Source organism: Hydrogenophaga bisanensis (genome assembly GCF_042665135.1).
GTDB classification, from domain to species: Bacteria; Pseudomonadota; Gammaproteobacteria; order Burkholderiales; family Burkholderiaceae_C; genus Hydrogenophaga; species Hydrogenophaga bisanensis.
Genome location: NZ_JBHTBX010000018.1, coordinates 17,478 through 30,260 on the forward strand (window position 1 = coordinate 17,478; position 12,783 = coordinate 30,260).

At 64.3% G+C, this 12,783-nt stretch carries 14 protein-coding genes; 10 read left to right on the forward strand and 4 right to left on the reverse strand.

The annotated features are described in order from the left end of the window. Positions 1–5: 5 nt before the first annotated feature. Entirely contained in the window at positions 6–275 is a 270-nt protein-coding gene (fliQ, locus tag ACFQNJ_RS18090; protein WP_374642394.1) for a flagellar biosynthesis protein FliQ, read from the forward strand. A gap of 34 nt (positions 276–309) precedes the next feature. Beyond that, positions 310–1,077, forward strand: coding sequence for a flagellar biosynthetic protein FliR (gene fliR, locus ACFQNJ_RS18095; protein WP_382260048.1), 768 nt, complete (start codon positions 310–312; stop codon positions 1,075–1,077). Between the two features lie 15 nt (positions 1,078–1,092). On the opposite strand, the gene ACFQNJ_RS18100 is transcribed toward fliR, so the two are convergent. Together ACFQNJ_RS18100 and ACFQNJ_RS18105 are read right to left on the reverse strand one after the other, a co-directional pair. Then, a complete protein-coding gene (locus tag ACFQNJ_RS18100) occupies positions 1,093–1,722 on the reverse strand; it encodes a response regulator (RefSeq protein WP_374642388.1) in 630 nt (209 codons plus the stop codon). Further along, complete coding sequence (locus ACFQNJ_RS18105; protein WP_382260051.1) at positions 1,719–2,852, reverse strand: ATP-binding response regulator; 1,134 nt, start codon at positions 2,850–2,852, stop codon at positions 1,719–1,721. The genes ACFQNJ_RS18100 and ACFQNJ_RS18105 overlap by 4 nt, the downstream gene beginning before the upstream one ends. A gap of 169 nt (positions 2,853–3,021) precedes the next feature. On the opposite strand from ACFQNJ_RS18105, the gene ACFQNJ_RS18110 reads away from it, so the two are divergent. From ACFQNJ_RS18110 to ACFQNJ_RS18145, 8 genes are all read left to right on the forward strand, one after another. Then, a complete protein-coding gene (locus ACFQNJ_RS18110) occupies positions 3,022–3,465 on the forward strand; it encodes a hypothetical protein (protein ID WP_382260053.1) in 444 nt (147 codons plus the stop codon). Between the two features lie 53 nt (positions 3,466–3,518). Beyond that, the gene (locus tag ACFQNJ_RS18115; protein ID WP_382260055.1) at positions 3,519–3,881 is read left to right on the forward strand and encodes a response regulator; all 363 of its coding nucleotides are present in this window, start codon (positions 3,519–3,521) and stop codon (positions 3,879–3,881) included. Between the two features lie 30 nt (positions 3,882–3,911). Next, the gene (locus tag ACFQNJ_RS18120) at positions 3,912–6,116 is read left to right on the forward strand and encodes a chemotaxis protein CheA (protein WP_382260057.1); all 2,205 of its coding nucleotides are present in this window, start codon (positions 3,912–3,914) and stop codon (positions 6,114–6,116) included. 51 nt (positions 6,117–6,167) lie between these two features. Next, positions 6,168–7,046: a CheR family methyltransferase gene (locus ACFQNJ_RS18125; protein ID WP_382260059.1), complete on the forward strand. Its 879-nt coding sequence runs from the start codon at positions 6,168–6,170 to the stop codon at positions 7,044–7,046. 64 nt (positions 7,047–7,110) lie between these two features. Further along, positions 7,111–7,731: a chemoreceptor glutamine deamidase CheD gene (gene cheD, locus ACFQNJ_RS18130; RefSeq protein WP_374642376.1), complete on the forward strand. Its 621-nt coding sequence runs from the start codon at positions 7,111–7,113 to the stop codon at positions 7,729–7,731. A 15-nt stretch (positions 7,732–7,746) separates the two neighbouring features. Further along, on the forward strand, positions 7,747–8,850 hold the full coding sequence (locus ACFQNJ_RS18135) for a protein-glutamate methylesterase/protein-glutamine glutaminase (RefSeq protein ID WP_382260061.1): 1,104 nt from the start codon (positions 7,747–7,749) through the stop codon (positions 8,848–8,850). Positions 8,851–8,890: 40 nt separating this feature from the next. After that, positions 8,891–9,400 carry a putative pterin-binding protein gene (locus tag ACFQNJ_RS18140; RefSeq protein ID WP_382260063.1) on the forward strand — a complete coding sequence of 170 codons (510 nt, stop codon included), beginning with the start codon at positions 8,891–8,893 and terminating at the stop codon, positions 9,398–9,400. Beyond that, the gene (locus ACFQNJ_RS18145) at positions 9,400–11,700 is read left to right on the forward strand and encodes an ATP-binding protein (protein ID WP_382260065.1); all 2,301 of its coding nucleotides are present in this window, start codon (positions 9,400–9,402) and stop codon (positions 11,698–11,700) included. Before ACFQNJ_RS18140 ends, ACFQNJ_RS18145 begins: the two co-directional genes overlap by 1 nt. Before the next feature lie 83 nt (positions 11,701–11,783). On the opposite strand, the gene ACFQNJ_RS18150 is transcribed toward ACFQNJ_RS18145, so the two are convergent. Next, complete coding sequence (locus ACFQNJ_RS18150; RefSeq protein WP_382260067.1) at positions 11,784–12,416, reverse strand: hypothetical protein; 633 nt, start codon at positions 12,414–12,416, stop codon at positions 11,784–11,786. Between the two features lie 138 nt (positions 12,417–12,554). Then, positions 12,555–12,779, reverse strand: coding sequence for a DUF2783 domain-containing protein (locus tag ACFQNJ_RS18155; protein WP_374642367.1), 225 nt, complete (start codon positions 12,777–12,779; stop codon positions 12,555–12,557). Positions 12,780–12,783 lie beyond the last annotated feature (4 nt).

Consider the following 12,783-nt stretch of genomic DNA (forward strand, 5'->3'; position numbering starts at 1 on the left):
CTCCCATGGACCCGCAAGCCGCCCTGACGATGGGCCAGAACGCCCTGTTCCTGATCCTGACCGTGGCCGCCCCGGTGCTGGGTGTCGTGCTCGCCGTCGGCCTGGTGGTCAGCCTGTTCCAGGCCATCACCCAGATCCACGAAGCCACGCTGTCCTTCGTGCCCAAACTGATCGCGGCCATCGCGGTGTTTGCCATCGCGGGGCCATGGATGCTGACCACCATGGTGGAGTTCATCCGCTCCACCATCCTCTCGATCCCTCAGTACGCCGTCTGACGCGCGTCATCCCGGGTCTGGCCACGATCACCCCATGATCACCTTTTCCGAGGCCCAGCTCATGGCCTGGATCTCGCCGATCTTCTGGCCATTTCTGCGGGTGCTGGCCGTGTTCTCCAGTGCGCCTATTTTTTCGGCCCGCTCGGTGCCCATGCGCACCCGCGTGGGCCTGGCCTTCCTGATCGCCATCTGCGCCCAGGCGGTGCTGCCGCCGCAGGACGTGATCGCCCTGAACGACAGCCGCGCTTTTCTGGTGGTGATGCAACAGATCGTGGTGGGGGTGGCCATCGGCCTGGCCGTTCGCATCGTGTTCTCAGCGGTGGAGCTGGCCGGCGAGATCATCGGCCTCCAGATGGGTCTGAACTTTGCCGGCTTCTTCGATCCGTCCACCAACTCGCAGACCAGCGCCGTGGGCCGCTATTTCGGCAACCTGACCATGCTGCTGTTCGTGGTCATCAACGGACACCTCATGGTCTTGCAGGCGGTGGCCGCCAGCTTCGAGGCATTTCCGGTGGACGGCAGCGCCATGGAATCGGTGGCTCGGCTGCGCCTGCACGAGCTGGGCGCGGTGGTCTTCCACTATGGCCTGTGGATTGCCTTGCCCATGATCGGCATGCTGCTGTTCATCAACCTGGTGCTGGGCGTCATCTCCCGCGTCGCGCCCCAGATCAGCGTCTTTGCCATCGGCTTTCCGCTGACCCTGTCGGCGGGTCTGCTGGGCATTGCCTTCACCGTGCCCATGCTGGAAGCACCGGTGGTCTCCCTGCTGAAGGTGGCCACCGACCTGTTCACCGGTGGGTGAACCGTTGTCGCAACTTCAGACCAGGTTGTTGCGAATGGCGTAGACGGTCAGCTCGGCGTTGTTGGCCAGGTGCAGCTTCTCCAGCACCCGCGCCCGGTAGACGCTCACCGTCTTGGGGCTGAGCATCAGTTCATCGGCAATGTCCGACAGCTTCTTGCCCGAGGCGATCTTCTGCAAGGTCTGCAACTCCCGCTCGGACAGGCTGGCATGCAGTGCCTGGTCCTCGGGGGCGTTGAGGCTGTCCACCAGCATCTCCGCCACCTCGGGTGTCACATATTTGCGCCCCTGGAACACCGTGCGGATCGCGGCGATCAGCTCGGCCGGCTCCCCCGCCTTGTTGAGGTAACCGCGGGCACCGGCGCGCAGGCAGCGGATGGCGTACTGGTCCTCCGGGTACATCGAGACGACCAGCGTCTTGACCGGCGAGCCCTCCTCACGCAGGGCCTGCAACACCTCCAACCCGCCACGGCCGGGCATGTTCAGGTCCAGCACCAGCACGTCACACTCGTTCTTGCGCAATTGCTCGCGCAACTCCGGGTAGCTGCCGGCTTCACCGACCACGCGGATGTCCACCGCCTCGGAAATCGTGTCTCGGATGCCGCGACGCACCACGGCATGGTCGTCGCACAGGATCACGCGGATCATGAATGGTTCTCCTCGGGATCGGAATGGGTCCCGGCGCCACCTTCGAGCGGCACCGACAGGATGATGGACGTGCCAGCGGACGAGGAACTGACGTCGAGCCAGCCATCGACCTTGGACGCCCGTTCGGACAGGCCCAGCAACCCAAACGACTTGGCCTTGCGGCGCGCCTCGGCGCTCATGCCCGGGCCGTTGTCGGACACCTCCAGGGTCAGCACGCCCTCACGGTCGCTCAGATCAATGTCGACCGCGCTGGCCTCGCTGGCGTGCTTGGCCACATTGGTCAGTGCCTCCTGGGCGGTCCGGTAGGCCACCAGCTGCACCTCCCGGGGCACCTCGATGCGCTCGGATGACGCCCGGACCGCCACCCGGATACCGGTGCGGCGCTCGAAGCTGGCCCCCAGCCACTGCACCGCGGCCACCAGGCCCTGGTCCAGGATGGGCGGGCGCAGGTTCATCATGATGCGCTGGCTGGCACCCAGCGCGTGCTGGAGCATCTCCAGGGCGGTGTCCAGGTGCTGGCGCATGTCCTCGTCCAGCGTCCGCCGCGAGAGCCACGCCAGGTCCAGCTTAACGGCCGCCAGCGCCCCACCGATGTCGTCGTGAATCTCCCGCGCAATGTCGGCCCGCTCGTGCTCGATCGACACCTGCAGGTGCTCGGCCAGCTCGGCCAGCCGATGGCGCGACTCGGCCAGCGCGGCATCGGCCCTGGCCTTCGCCCGCCGCGCGGCACTGACCTCCAGGGCACGCCGGATCACATGCGCCAGGCGTGCCATGTTGTCCTTGAGCAGGTAGTCGCTCACGCCCTGGTGCAAGGCCTCCACCGCGGCCTCCTCACCGATCGCCCCCGAGAGGATGACGAATGGCAGGTCATGCCCCTGGGTTCGCATGGTCTGCCAGGCATCCAGACCGGTGAAACCGGGCAAGTGGTAGTCGGCCAGCACCAGGTCATAGACCTGCTCGGACAGGTGCCGCTGGAAATCTTCCAGGGTATCGACCAGGTCCAGCTCGGACGGCAGCTGGGCGCGCTGCAACGCGAACTTCACCAGCGTGTGGTCGACCCGCGAGTCTTCCAGATGCAGGATACGGGTGGGTTTGGCGGCGATGTCGGGGGCGTGAGGCGCTGATGGCATGGTGTTGGATTTGTCACGCTCGTCACAGGTCACCGCCACTGCGCGCAGCCGCCTGCAGAAAAAGACGCTGAATTTGCCGCGTATTCGGCCGATACACAACAAACCGGTTCGAGAAAATTGTAATACCCGATCAGCCAGTGTGGCCCTTCACCGTCATTCAGGACTTCAAATGGAACACCTAACACTGACACAGACACCCCCGACGGTTCCTCTGCCAGTGAACGTGGTGGCCGATCTACAGGACTCGCTGCTGATGGCCATGACCGACCTTCAGCGACTGGAAGGCCTGCTGGACCACGCCACCGCCAACCTGCTGGAGAGGTTTTCCACCGCCAACCAGGCACTGGCCCACCTGTCCAACAGCCAAGACGGCGACATCGACAGCATCCGCCAGGCGTTGCACCAGGCCGTCACCGAGTTGCAGTTCCACGACATGGCCACCCAGTTGATTGTCCACACCGGCAAAGTGCTGCAGGGTTGCGCCTGGCGACTGGCCGAGGAAGCCATGGAACCCGAGGAAGACGAGATTCCTCTTGCCAATGACCCCATGCCCGATCGCCCCAGCCCCGTGACCCAAGGGGAAATGGACGCCGGATCCGTCGAACTTTTCTGACGCTCAAGCCCAGCCCCTCTTTGCCGATATTGGTACGAACTACGGAGTACTCCATGCAATCCATTCTCGCCGTCGACGATTCGGCTTCCATGCGCAAAATGGTGTCCTTCACGCTGACCGGAGCGGGTTTTCACGTCGTGGAAGCCGTGGACGGGCAGGACGCCTTTGAAAAAGCCCAGACTCATGCCATCGACCTGGTGCTGACCGACCAGAACATGCCGCGCCTGGACGGCCTGGGACTGACGCGCAAACTGCGCGAGCACCCCAAATTCAAGACCACCCCCATCCTGATCCTGACCACCGAGTCCAGCGACCAGATGAAGCAGGCCGGCCGCGCGGCCGGTGCCACGGGCTGGCTGGTCAAGCCCTTTGATCCGGGCCGCCTGATCGAGGTGATCCAGAAGGTCATCCGCTGACCGTGACGAAGCAACGACCAGGAGTCATCCATGGGTGAAATGATGAATGAAGGACAAGCCCTGGGCGGCAACATCGACCTGACCCAGTTCTACCAGATCTTCTTCGAGGAAGCTGGTGAAAACCTGGAACAGATGGAGCAGATGCTGCTGGCGCTGGATGTGGAGGCGGCCGACGACGAAGAGCTCAACGCCATCTTCCGCTGCGCCCACTCGATCAAGGGCGGTGCGGCCACCTTCGGCTTTGCCGACGTGGCCGAACTGACCCACCAGATGGAATCGCTGCTGGACAAGTTGCGCCGTCATGAGCTGCAACCGACGCCCCCCATGGTCGACGTGCTGCTGGAATCGTCCGATGCACTCAAAGTGCTTCTGGCCCGACACCAGGGGCGCCCGATGGACCCGCCGGAAACTGCGTCGCTGGTCGAGCGCATCTATGCCCTGGCCAACGGACAGGCCCCTGCCGCCGCACCAGCACCGACGCCCGCTCCTGCCGCAGCGGCACCCGTGGCAGCACCTGCGCCGGTGATCGCCGCGCCGGTGGCCAGCCCCGCGCCAGTGGCCGTCCGGGCACCGCGTGCCGACGGCCAGCGCCAGCTGGAAATCCACATTGGTCCGATGACCAACCCGGCACAGGCCGACAGCATCGCCGAGTTGTTCCGCGACATCACCGGTCTGGGCCAGATCGAAGCCCTGCCGTGTGACCAGGAAGACCACCGCGTCTATCAGGTGATCACCACGTCGACCGATGGCGACCTGATGGATCTGTTCACCTTCCACGTGAACAAGGAGCTGATCCGCATCGTCGATCTGGATGCCGCAGCGCCGGCCGCCCCCGCACCCGCACCCGCCGCCACCCAAGGCACTGGCATTGCCGGTGAGGGCAGTGACTTCGGATTCTTCGACGACGCCCCGGGAACCCCCGGCTCACCGGCACCGGCATCGGTCGCCCCAGAACCTGTGGCGCCGTCGCCCGCGGCCACCCCAGCACCTGCGCCAGTAGCCGTGGCCAAGCCCGCCCCAGCCGCCACACGCCCAGAGCCCAAAGCCGCCGCCGGTGCACAGGCTTCGATGGAGTCCAGCACGCTGCGCGTCTCTGTGAGCAAGGTGGATCAACTGATCAACCTGGTGGGTGAACTCGTCATCACCCAGGCGATGCTGGCCCAGAAGAGCCGGGAACTGGATGTGACCCACAACCAGGCTCTGCTGGCCGGATTGGCCGACCTGGACCGAAACACCCGCGACCTGCAGGAAGCGGTCATGTCCATCCGCATGATTCCGATGTCGGTGGTGTTCAACCGCTTCCCGCGCATGCTGCGCGACCTGGCCGGCAAGCTGGGCAAGAAAGTGGAGCTGATCACCCACGGCGAAGCCACCGAACTGGACAAGGGGCTGATCGAGAAGATCACCGACCCGCTGACCCACCTGATCCGCAACAGTTGCGATCACGGCATCGAGATGCCGGCCGACCGTCTGGCCAAAGGCAAGACCGAACATGGCACGATCACCCTGTCGGCATCCCACCAGGGCGGCAGCATCCTTATCGAGGTGCGCGACGATGGCAAGGGCCTCTCGCGCGAAAAACTGCTGACCAAGGCCCGCGAGAAGGGCATCGACGCGCCAGACAGCCTGACCGATGCGGAGGTCTGGAGCCTGATCTTCGCCCCGGGTTTCTCCACCGCCGAGGAAGTGACCGATGTCTCCGGACGCGGTGTCGGCATGGACGTGGTCAAGAAGAACATTGCCTCGCTGGGCGGCACGGTCGAGATCGACTCGGCCGAAGGCTACGGCATGAGCGTCAAGGTGCGCCTGCCCCTGACCCTGGCCATCATGGACGGCATGAGCGTGCGCGTCAGCGACGAGGTTTACATCCTGCCGCTGTCCTCGGTGATCGAGTCCTTCCAGATCAACCCGGCCGACATCAACACCGTGGCGCAGGGTGCGCAACTGGTGAAGGTGCGCGAGGAATACATGCCGGTGATCGAGCTGGAGAAGATCTTCAGCGTGCCGCGCTTCGAGTTCAACAACACCAGCCCGATCATGGTGGTGGTGGAGTCCGAAGGCTCTCGCGTGGCGCTCATGGTCGATGAACTGCTCGGCCAGCAGCAGGTGGTGATCAAGAACCTGGAGACCAATTACCGCAAGGTGCCGAATGTGTCGGGTGCCACGATCCTGGGTGACGGCAAGGTTGCCCTGATCCTGGACACCTCCGGCCTGGTGCGCCGCTCGCGACACTGACATTCACTGCCCGGTGGGCCTGGCCCACCTTCGTCAAGGTCAGGACCTGACATGCTGCAATCCACCCCATCGAACCGCCCACGGCCGGCAACGCCACCGGTGGCCCAGGACGACGGCCCCGTGGCGCAGGGGCGCGAATTCGCCTGGACCAATGCCGACTTTGCCCGAATCAAGGCCCTGATCTACAAGAAGGCCGGCATCAGCCTGCACGACGGCAAGCACGCCATGGTCTACAGCCGGGTGTCCCGCCGTTTGCGCGAGACCGGGCACACCAGCTTTGCGTCCTACCTGGACTGGCTGGAGCAGCACGACGGGGATGAGTGGCAGGACTTCATCAATGCGCTGACGACCAACCTGACCTCGTTCTTCCGCGAGCAGCACCATTTCGATATCCTGCGCGACCTGCTGGCTGCCCACCGGACCCAGCCTTGGCGCATCTGGTGCTCGGCGGCCTCCACCGGCGAGGAACCCTACTCGCTGGCCATGACCTGCACCGAGGTGCTGGGCGCCAATGGCAACTTCCACATCGTCAACAGCGACATCGATACCAAGGTGCTGGCTACGGCCGCACGCGGTGTCTACAAAGCCGAGAACATCAAGGGACTGAGCCAGGAGCGGCTGCAGCGCTTCTTCATGCGAGGCAAGGGCGCCAACGCCGGCATGGTCCGTGTCAAGCCTGAGCTCCAGAAGCACATGGAGTTCATGACCATCAACCTGATCCACGATCTGCCCCTGCGCGAACCGTTCGATGTGGTGTTCTGCCGCAACGTCATGATCTATTTCGACGGGCCCACCCAGCGACAGGTGCTGGAGCGCATCCATCGCGTGATGAAACCGGGTGGCATGCTGTTCGTCGGCCATGCCGAGAACTTCAGCGACGCCCGGTCCCTGTTTGCCTTGCGAGGAAAGACGGTCTATGAGCGCATTTAATCCTTCGCTCCCGACGCCCCCTGCCCCAAGGCCTTTTGGCAGCACGGGTCTCAGCGGCGCCGCCATGCGCAGCTCGACGCTGGAGGTGCTGAAGTCCCGGCCGCGCAAGCCTGGCGAGGCATCCTTTTTCTACCACGACCACAACTTCAAGCACGACGCCGTCAAGGTGCTGCCCGGTGAGTACTTCGTGACCGACCAGGAAATGGTCATCATGACCGTGCTGGGCTCGTGCATCGCCGCCTGCATCTGGGACCCGAAAGTGCGCGTGGGCGGTATGAACCACTTCATGCTGCCCGAAGGGGGAGCTGACACTTCGGGACGGTACGGCTCGTACGCGATGGAACTGCTGATCAACGAGATGATCAAGCTCGGCGCCCGTCGGGAGTACATGCAGGCCAAGGTGTTTGGTGGCGGACAGGTCATGCACAGCTTCACCACCATGAACGTGGGCGAACGCAACACCGAGTTCGTGCTGGACTACCTGGCCACCGAGCGCATCTCGGTGGTCTCCAAGGACGTGCTGGACATCCATCCGCGCAAGGTCTGCTACTTCCCGGTGACCGGCAAGGCCATGGTCAAACGGTTGGCCCATTCTCACCCCGAGAATCTGGAGACCCAGGAACGCAAGGGCAATGCCGCCGTGGTGGCCAAGACCAACGCCGGTGGCTCGGTGGACCTGTTCTGAGGGGAGATACAACACATGGCCAAGATCCGCGTGGTCGTCGTCGACGACTCGGCGCTCGTGCGCAGCCTGCTGACCGAAATCATCAACCGGCAGCCCGACATGCAGTGTGTGGGCGCCGCCGCCGACCCGCTGGTCGCCCGCGAGATGATCCGGGAGCTCAACCCGGACGTGATCACGCTGGATGTCGAGATGCCCCGGATGGACGGGCTGGAGTTCCTTTCCCGCCTGATGCGGCTGCGCCCCATGCCGGTGGTCATGGTCTCGACCCTGACCGAGCAGGGGGCCGATATCACCTTGCGCGCCCTGGAACTGGGCGCTGTGGACTATGTGGCCAAACCCCGCATCGGTATCACCAGCGGACTGAACGAACTGGCCCACGACATCGTCGACAAGATCCGGGTCGCCTCGCACGCGCAGGTGCGCCGCCTGGCGGCCACACCGGCCAGCGGAGCGGCTGGCGCCGGCAGCGGCTCCCACACGGCCAGTGCGGTACCCAGCGTGCCGCTGCCACGGCTGGCCACCACCGAGAAGGTCATCTGCATCGGCGCCTCCACCGGGGGCACCGAGGCCATCCGTGAGGTGCTGGTGCCCATGCCCGCCGACGCGCCGGCCATCGTCATCACACAACACATGCCGCCGGGCTTCACCAGCAGCTTTGCCGCCCGGCTCAACAGCCTGTGTCGCATCAGCGTGGCCGAAGCCCGCCATGGCGAGCGCATTCTGCCGGGTCATGCCTACATTGCACCGGGCGGCATGCAGTTTCGCATCGACCGCAGCGGCTCCAACTATGTGGCCGTGGTCGAGGACACCGAGCCCGTCAACCGCCACAAGCCCTCGGTCGAGGTGCTGTTCAAATCCGCGGCAAGGGTGCTCGGCCCCAACGCCATTGGCGTGATGCTCACCGGCATGGGGGCCGACGGCGCCCAGGCCATGCGCGAGATGAAGGACGCCGGCAGCTACAACTATGTGCAGGACGAGGCCAGCTGCGTGGTTTTCGGTATGCCCCGCATGGCCATCCAGGCGGGTGCGGCCAACGAAGTCCTGCCCCTCAAGCAGATCACGCCGGCGTTGCTCACACGCCTCGCCAACAGCCCCGCCGGGGTTCGGCACCGCATATGATGTCAGGCAGCTTCCTCAGCTGCCTAGGAGAATGCTTCCCATGAAATCACGCCGCCGTGTCCTCACCCTCGTTGCGTCGTTGTCCGGCCTGCTCGTGGCGGGCCCCTGCCTCGCGCTGGATGCTCCCAAGGAACGCCCGATCCTGACCGTCTCGGGCAAGATCGGCGAGAAGAACGCCGGGGACAAGGCCCGATTCGACATGAAGATGCTGGAGGCCCTGCCCCAGCACAGCTTCACCACCCGCACGCCCTGGTACGACCGTCCCGTCAAGTTCACCGGCCCTCTGCTGTCCGACGTGCTCGCGGCGGTCAAGGCCAGCGGCACCACCATCTCGGCCATCGCCATCAACGACTACAAGATCACGATTCCGGTCAGCGACACCCAGAAATACAAGGTGCTTGTGGCCCGACTGCTGGACGACCAGCCGATGCCGGTGCGTGAAAAAGGACCGCTGTTCGTCATCTACCCGTTTGACAGCGACACCGACCTTCGTTCCTCCACCTACTACGAACGCTCCATCTGGCAGCTCAAGGCCCTGGACATCCAGTGATGTTTTCCATTCAGAACATTTCCCGCTGGCGTCGTCGCGAGTGGGTGTTGGCCATTGCAGCGCTGCTGGTGGTCACGATCGGCCCGCTGGCATGGATCCAGTGGCGCCAGTTCCAGATGCTCGAGGACCTGTCGAGCAATCAGGTCGATTCCATCATGTGGCAGGCCTACCAACTGGAACGCGAACTGGGCCGACTGGATCAGGTGGTGCACAACGCAGAGTTGTCGCCAGGCAGCGCCGATCCTTATGAGTTGCAGGAGCGTTACGAAATTTTCATCAGCCGCATCGATCTGCTGAGAAAAATTCCCCGCCGTGACCTCCTCGAGCGCTCAGAGGTCTACACGCAGGCACTGACCGAGCTTGAGAAGTTCGTCACCTACGCCGATCCTCTGTTTGCCAAACCCGACGAGCTGGCTCAATCGCCGGCGGTGCTGTCGGACATGGATCGCCGGATCGAGCAGTTGACGCCCCTGTTGGGCGATGTCACCCGGGAGTCCAACCGCGCGGTGGCGGTCTTCGTCGACGAGCGCAACCAGCAACTGCAGCAGCAGAGCATGCTGGTGATCGGCATGGCCTCCGTGCAAAGCGTGGTCATGCTGTTGTTCGTGGGCTTGTTGATCCGCCACATCCGCCGCCAGCAGCAGCAGTACACGCGTCTGCAGAAGCTCAGCAAGGAACTGACGGAAGCCAGGGATCAGGCAGAGGCCGCCAACCACGGCAAGAGCGTGTTCCTGGCCAACATGAGCCACGAGATCCGCACACCCTTTCAGGGCCTGCTGGGCATGCTCAATCTGCTGGGCGACGCCTCACTGAGCAACCAGCAGCGCGACTACCTGCAAACCGCGCGCGACTCGGCCCTGCACCTGCTTGGCGTACTCAACGACATCCTGGACGTGACCACGATGGAGTCCGGCACGCTCAAGCTGTCGACCGCCCCGACCCACTTGCGCACCGTGGTCGATGAAGTCGACAACCTGATGCGCGTGTCGGCCGAGGACAAAGGCCTGCAGTTCCACATTTACGCAGCGGCCAACCTGCCCGAGTGGGTAATGGCCGACGCCACGCGGCTGCGGCAGATCATGTACAACCTGATCAACAACGCCATCAAGTTCACCCATGAGGGATCGATCATGGTGGAAGTGGCCCGTTCGGACGCCATGCCGGACGGCGTGGTGATCACGGTGCGCGACACCGGTGTCGGCATGGATGCCGAGACGGTCGAACGGCTGTTTACCCGGTTCTTCCAGGCCGACAATTCCTTGCGCCGGCGGATCGGTGGGGCCGGCCTGGGTCTGGAGATCTCGCGCAACCTGGCCCGGATGATGGGCGGCGACATCCATGTCAGCAGCCAGGCGGGCGTGGGATCGGTGTTCACCGTCATCCTGCAGTTGCCCCACTGCGATGCACCGGCGAGCGATACCGGCACGGGTTCCGGCGGCCTGGGGGCTCCACGGCGCCTGAAGATCCTGGTCGCGGAAGACCACCCGATCAACCTGAAGTACATGAACATCCTGCTGGAGAAGATGGGCCACGATGCCACCTTCTGCGAAAACGGGCAGGAAGCGCTGGAACTGGTGCAGCGCAACAGCTACGACGTGGTCCTGCTGGACTACCACATGCCGGTGCTCGACGGGCTGGCCGCCACCGAGGCCATCCGTGCCCTGCCCGGCCCTGCCTCGGAAACCAAGATCATTCTGGTCACGGCCGACGTGGTCAACGACACCCGCAAACGGGCCCTGGAAGTGGGCATCAACGAGTTCGCCAGCAAGCCACTGCAGGCAGAGGACCTTAAACGTGCGCTGGCTCGCTGTGGCTTGCTTGAACCGCAGGCGGGGGCACAGGCCATCCCGGGCGACGATACCGGCGGGTCTTCCGGGATTCCGCTCGATTCGCGCCCCTTCACGCTCTCCAGCTACGAAATGCCCGTGATCCTGCCCACGCCGGAGATGTCGGCGCAAGTCCTGATCGATCCGGAAGCCTACGGCGAAATCGTGTCGATGATGCCGGAAGACTCCCTGGAGGAAATGCTCGACACCCTGTTCAGGCCCCCGGAGGGCACCGTGCCGGTGCTGCTGCAGAACATCGCTGACGGTGACCGCAAGACCATCGGCCACAACGCGCACAAGCTCAAGGGTACGTCCATGCTCATGGGGTTCAAGGCACTGGTGGACACTTCGGCCCGCATCGAGTACCTGGCCACTCAGACCGAGGAACCGATCGGTCAGGAGTATGCCGAGCAGTTGCGCCGGGAAGCCGAGGCCACCCGCGACGCCGTCCGGGTCTTCGAGGCGAAAGCTTGATCAGGCCCTTACAGGCATGAGAAAGGGGCCTTGACGGCCCCTTTCTCATGCCGGCACCGGGACCGCGAGGTCCCGGTGCTTCGTCAGACTCTCTCGCTGATGATGGCACCCAGTTCGACGGGCGCGGTCTCGCCGTTGCCGCGTTCGTCGTAAGCAACCACTTCCTGCGCATCGGCAACCTGGGTCGCGCCGGTCGGCGCCTCGGCAGTGTCCTGCTGGCCAGTCACCATGCGACCGGCGGTCGCCACGACCACGACACCTGAGGACTCGGCGGCCGCCTGGGGCTCTTCCACCGACGACGTGGCCACCTGCGGCTCACCGAGCGCCTGGTCCACGACCGCTGCGCTGGCCTTCCAGATGGTGGACAGCAGCTGCTGCGGCTGTGGCCGCTGCCGTTCGGCTTCCCGCTGTCGTTCGGATTCTTCGGCCTTGGCGTCGTCCACCTCGTTCTGCGCACGCTCCTGCTCTTCTGGTGGACGCTCGCGCGGCAGCAAGGGCGCTGCCTGCGGCTCCGCGCTTTTTTCACGCGCAGCGGTGCTGACCTTCACCGACGCGCTGGGCAATGCAGCCCCTCTCCCATCGTCAGCCTGCTGACGTGAGTCGTTGGTGGAACCCTGCTTCGCAGAAGGCGCGGCGACCGGCTGAACCGGTTGCACCGTCGTCTGCCCGGTGGTCACCGGCCAAGGGGCAGAGGGTGTGGTATTGATACTGAGCATGACAAGCCTCCGCTCATCTGAATTACGGACAAATGCTTTCCCCGTTTTTCTAGAAGTTTCGGCCGTCTGTCACCAGACTTGAGGGGAAATCTACCCTCTTATCGGGGTTTTCCCGCTTAGCGGCAACCCCGCAGGGATTCAGACCCCGTCACGGGCTGCCGCCAGGGCCTCGCGCAGGACGCCGATGTCCCCGATGTGGTTGGCCAGGATCAGGATCAGTCTGGCATTGAGCATTTCGCTCTGTTCGTCGCTCAGATCGCGGTGGGCATCGATCAGTGCCTGGTAGAAGTCATCTCCCGGGGTGAAATCCCGGAAATAGCGTTGGCCGGCCTCGGCCAGGTTCGGTTGCAGTTGCAGCGGCATCGGG

Bases quoted from the DNA above. Each gene is read 5' to 3' on its own strand.
- fliQ (WP_374642394.1), top strand. From the start codon at position 6: ATGGACCCGCAAGCCGCCCTGACGATGGGCCAGAACGCCCTGTTCCTG.
- fliR (WP_382260048.1), top strand. From the start codon at position 310: ATGATCACCTTTTCCGAGGCCCAGCTCATGGCCTGGATCTCGCCGATC.
- ACFQNJ_RS18100 (WP_374642388.1), bottom strand. From the start codon at position 1,722: ATGATCCGCGTGATCCTGTGCGACGACCATGCCGTGGTGCGTCGCGGC.
- ACFQNJ_RS18105 (WP_382260051.1), bottom strand. From the start codon at position 2,852: ATGCCATCAGCGCCTCACGCCCCCGACATCGCCGCCAAACCCACCCGT.
- ACFQNJ_RS18110 (WP_382260053.1), top strand. From the start codon at position 3,022: ATGGAACACCTAACACTGACACAGACACCCCCGACGGTTCCTCTGCCA.
- ACFQNJ_RS18115 (WP_382260055.1), top strand. From the start codon at position 3,519: ATGCAATCCATTCTCGCCGTCGACGATTCGGCTTCCATGCGCAAAATG.
- ACFQNJ_RS18120 (WP_382260057.1), top strand. From the start codon at position 3,912: ATGGGTGAAATGATGAATGAAGGACAAGCCCTGGGCGGCAACATCGAC.
- ACFQNJ_RS18125 (WP_382260059.1), top strand. From the start codon at position 6,168: ATGCTGCAATCCACCCCATCGAACCGCCCACGGCCGGCAACGCCACCG.
- cheD (WP_374642376.1), top strand. From the start codon at position 7,111: ATGCGCAGCTCGACGCTGGAGGTGCTGAAGTCCCGGCCGCGCAAGCCT.
- ACFQNJ_RS18135 (WP_382260061.1), top strand. From the start codon at position 7,747: ATGGCCAAGATCCGCGTGGTCGTCGTCGACGACTCGGCGCTCGTGCGC.
- ACFQNJ_RS18140 (WP_382260063.1), top strand. From the start codon at position 8,891: ATGAAATCACGCCGCCGTGTCCTCACCCTCGTTGCGTCGTTGTCCGGC.
- ACFQNJ_RS18145 (WP_382260065.1), top strand. From the start codon at position 9,400: ATGTTTTCCATTCAGAACATTTCCCGCTGGCGTCGTCGCGAGTGGGTG.
- ACFQNJ_RS18150 (WP_382260067.1), bottom strand. From the start codon at position 12,416: ATGCTCAGTATCAATACCACACCCTCTGCCCCTTGGCCGGTGACCACC.
- ACFQNJ_RS18155 (WP_374642367.1), bottom strand. From the start codon at position 12,779: ATGCCGCTGCAACTGCAACCGAACCTGGCCGAGGCCGGCCAACGCTAT.